Here is a 1,894-nt window from a genome sequence, read left to right on the forward strand (position 1 = left end):
CGCCGCGGCCGCTCACGTCGATGTCCGTGCTGTTCCAGTCGAGTTTCTGTTCGACCTTGCCCAGAGCCATGTCGATCAAGAACAAGCCGCCGTGGCTCTGACCCAGCCGGCTGCCGCGAACCACCGACGATGCCAGCAGCAGTGGGAAGCGATTCATGATGTCAGGTCACGCTGCGCGCGGCGGCGCATAGTCGAAAATGAAATGAATGCGATGCGCGGTGCCGCGGTTGAACACCTGGTGTTCGACCCGATTGTTCAACTCGAACGCGAAGTGCGTGCGCGGTGGCACCGTCTCCTTGCCGACGATGAATTCCACATTCGGATTGGTTTGCAGCGGCACATGCACTCGATGCGCGACGGCGAACGAGGGATGCGAATCGCGATGACGCGCGATCCTTCCACCCGGCGGCAGGCGCGCCATCATTGCCCTGATGACAGTTCCACCCTGCGTGTAGTGGTCGGCGATGATTTTATCCATGACCGGCACCGCCGCTTCGGCGAGCAGGTCCCAGCCCTCGGCGCGGGCGACGGATACTTCCGGCCAGCCGGTACAAAACAACAGGATCAGAGATTGCGTCTGCGCGTGTACGTCATAGTCTTGCTGACGCCGCTGGTCACGATGCCAGACGCTCTCATCCAGCGCCAACACTCGCTCGGTGAGTTCGCTACAGTCGTATTCGCCGAGAGGGCAGGTGGATTCATCGATCAGCATGGGCAAACTCTAATAGAGTATTGCGAGAAGCGTCCAGTCGAGGAGTGGTCGTGAGTACCGTCATGTCGCGAAGCGAAGCGGATCAGCAGGTCGAGAGCGTCTTTGCGCGCCACAAACAGGGTGAACTGGAGCTGGCTTACGCGACCTATCGCGAAGTGCTCAAACAGTTCCCCGACCATGCACGGGCATTGCATTACCTGGGGTTGATCGCTCAGCAAACCGGCCATTCCCAACAGGCGTTGCGTTTACTGCAACGCTCGATCGCGATCGAGCCCGACGACCCACGCACCCACAATCATTTGGGTCAGGTCTGGATCGCATTGAAGAACAAGGACGCGGCGCTCGCCTGTTTCGAGGCGGCCGTGCAAATCGATCCGCGACATGGGGATTCGCTCAACAACCTGGCCAACGCCGTGCGCGTGCGTGATCCGCAACGTGCCACGGATTTGTATCGCCGTGCGCTCGAGTTGGCTCCCGATTCAGTCGACGCAGCTTACAACCTGGCCAATCTGCTCAACGAAGAGCGGGACGCCGACGCGGCCCTGGCGATGTATCAGCGCGCCTTGGCGATCAATCCCAGCCATGTTCGATCACGCCGGAATCTGGCTGTGTTGTTGGAGCAGCGAGGACAGTTCGACGCGGCCATCGAGCATTATCAAGAGGTGCTGGCCCTGCGGCCGCGGCATGCCAGCGCAGTCGCTAATCTGATCGCGATACGTTCTTATGAACCGAGTCAGGCGCTGGTCACAGATGCACAGGAGTTGCTGGCCAGCGCGGATACGACCGATGAAGAACGTATCAAGCTGCATAGTGGGCTGGGCAAGCACTACGATCGCGAGCAACGTTACGAATCAGCGTTCGAGCATTTCCTGAGCGCCAAACGACTGGTCGGCCAGCGCGGCGCCGGCTTCAATGTCCGGCGTATCTCGGAACAGTTCGATCGCACCATGGCGATGTTTTCGCGCGAGTGGTTCGAGCAGGTGCGCCCGCAGGGCAGTGATTCGCAACAACCGATTTTCATCGTCGGCATGCCGCGTTCCGGCACCACGCTGACCGAACAGATCCTGGCCAGTCATCCGCAGGTGTTCGGCGCCGGTGAATTGCCGGATCTGCCTCGCATCCTCAAGGGCCTGCGGCCGGGCTATCCAGCCAATGTCGCGGGCTTCGACGCTCCTCGGTTGG

2 protein-coding genes are annotated in these 1,894 nt (G+C 60.7%); one reads left to right on the forward strand and one right to left on the reverse strand.

Features of this window, described 5'->3' with window-relative positions; all coding sequences use genetic code 11:
- Positions 1-166: 166 nt before the first annotated feature.
- Entirely contained in the window at positions 167-712 is a 546-nt protein-coding gene (locus tag JNL55_RS11395; protein WP_293852945.1) for an aspartyl/asparaginyl beta-hydroxylase domain-containing protein, read from the reverse strand.
- 50 nt (positions 713-762) lie between these two features.
- On the opposite strand from JNL55_RS11395, the gene JNL55_RS11400 reads away from it, so the two are divergent.
- Positions 763-1,894, forward strand: a 1,132-nt coding sequence (locus JNL55_RS11400; protein ID WP_293852946.1) for a tetratricopeptide repeat-containing sulfotransferase family protein, incomplete at its 3' end; no start/stop codon positions are given.

It is taken from the genome of Steroidobacter sp., from assembly GCF_016790065.1.
Lineage (GTDB): Bacteria > Pseudomonadota > Gammaproteobacteria > Steroidobacterales > Steroidobacteraceae > Steroidobacter.

Excerpts from the sequence above, each read along its gene's own strand:
- JNL55_RS11395 (WP_293852945.1), bottom strand. The coding sequence starts at position 712 with ATGCTGATCGATGAATCCACCTGCCCTCTCGGCGAATACGACTGTAGC.